General features: G+C 42.2%; 1 protein-coding gene and 1 pseudogene. Both read left to right on the top strand.

Features of this window, described 5'->3' with window-relative positions:
• Positions 1-143 precede the first annotated feature (143 nt).
• Positions 144-683, top strand: a complete 540-nt coding sequence (locus ACE1B6_RS16075; protein WP_413258261.1) for a TetR/AcrR family transcriptional regulator — start codon at positions 144-146, stop codon at positions 681-683.
• A gap of 96 nt (positions 684-779) precedes the next feature.
• A pseudogene (locus ACE1B6_RS16070) lies at positions 780-1370 on the top strand (phosphodiester glycosidase family protein); the annotation flags it as partial.

The following is a 1370-nucleotide window of genomic DNA, read 5'->3' as shown; positions in this document are numbered from 1 at the left end:
CTTTACTTTGAGCCAGCTTGATAACTTGCATCAAGTTGGTAGCTGTTTGAATGTCTTTTTCCCTTTGTACCGTTCATTCGGTATAGTTATACTGTACCGAACGTTCTATATAATGTCAATAGTTAATTCCTAATTTTTGAGCCATGCCAAAAGAAACCTATATTCCTTGCTTGTTGGGGCTGTTTCGCCAGTACGGTTACGATGGTGCAACGCTATCCAAGATTTCGGAGGCGACTGGACTGGGGAAAGCTAGTCTCTACCATCACTTTCCCGGTGGGAAGGATCAGATGGTCGAGACAGTGTTGGATTATCTAGAAAAATGGCTAGGAGAGAATATTTTGCCTGCTTTGGAGAGTGAAGCGGATGCGGTGACAAGGTTGCAGCGAATGTGCTTACGTTTGAACGAACTCTATCACGGTGGGGAACAACCTTGTATGTTTGCGATTTTGTTGTCCGGTTCGGCAAGAGATGTGTTTCACGCTAAAGTAAAAGCACTGTTTCAGGGTTGGATTGATGCGATCGCAAATGTGTTAATCGAATCAGGTATGGATGCCCAACTTGCCAAACAGCGGGGAGAAGATGCCGCAATAGCAATTCAAGGTTCACTGATTTTATCGCAAGCATTGGACGATACATCTGTGTTTCGGCGGACAATTGAGGAATTACCGATCGCACTTTGTTGATAGAAAAATATGATTTGTTGCTCAAAAAGATGCACCACGCACTGTAGAAATTCTGAGGGCAATGAGTTTGAATGAAGTTGTTAATAGCCAAAAGCCATGAAAAAAGTCAGGTTGCTGTTTTGGATACTTGTATGTTCTCTCGGTGTAGCAGTGGTGTTATTTTCTAATGTTCAGAATCGAGCGACAAAAGCTTTCTATCAGGCAGTCGAACCACCACTTCAGCCAGAAATTGAGTATAAATCTTATACCTTGCCACAAAGCGTAGTGCATACACTACTAATTCCAAAAGCCAGCCGTTTTTCTGTTAAACCTGTGGTTTCGCCAACACTTAAACTGTTAGAAAATCTAGCAGCAAAACATCAAACATTTGCAGCTATCAACGGTGGATTTTTTGACCCGGTAAACCAGAAAACTACTTCGATTGTGATTCGAGAAGGAGCGTTAATTGCAGACCCAAAACTGAACGAACGGTTTATTAATAATCCTAAAAATGCCCCTTACCTGGACAAAATGCTTAATCGAAGTGAATTAAGACGTTACATTTGTGGAGAAACCATTCGTTACGATATTACCCTTCGCAACGAACCAATTCCTGATAGTTGCCGTTTAGTAGATGCCTTGGGTGGTGGGCCAAGTTTATTGCCAGAATTAAGCTTAATTCCAGAGGGGTTCGCAGATGTGGCGAAT

It is taken from the genome of Floridaenema fluviatile BLCC-F154 (assembly GCF_041929135.1).
GTDB lineage: Bacteria > Cyanobacteriota > Cyanobacteriia > Cyanobacteriales > Aerosakkonemataceae > Floridanema > Floridanema fluviatile.
The sequence above is the reverse complement of the archived record's forward strand: the minus strand, read 5'-3'. Positions and strand labels throughout refer to the sequence as shown.